The sequence below is a fragment of the Rothia sp. SCPM-O-B-18226 (M350) genome, assembly GCF_058213595.1.
The window spans coordinates 1-235 of record NZ_JBYQJS010000020.1; the positions used below are offsets into that span (position 1 = coordinate 1).

A 235-nucleotide genomic window follows, 5' to 3' on the forward strand; every position below is an offset into this window, starting at 1 on the left:
GGCCATGTGCCTGCGCGCTGAGGAAGGGGAGCGCATCGCTGATAAGACGGTTTTGAAGATGATGCGTCAGATGGGGCTGCGCTGCGGTATACGCCGTGAGAGGGTCTACCGCAGGTACAACTCTTACAAGGGGGAGGCGGGGCAAAGTTTTGAGAACATCATCGGTCGCAACTTCACGGCGACTGGTCCTTGGCAGAAGTTGGGTACCGATGTTACCGAGTTTAAGCTCTCCTTT

General features: G+C 56.2%; 1 pseudogene. It reads left to right on the top strand.

What is annotated here, in order from left to right:
• Positions 1-235: pseudogene (locus AC3E6W_RS08745) on the top strand (hypothetical protein); the annotation flags it as partial.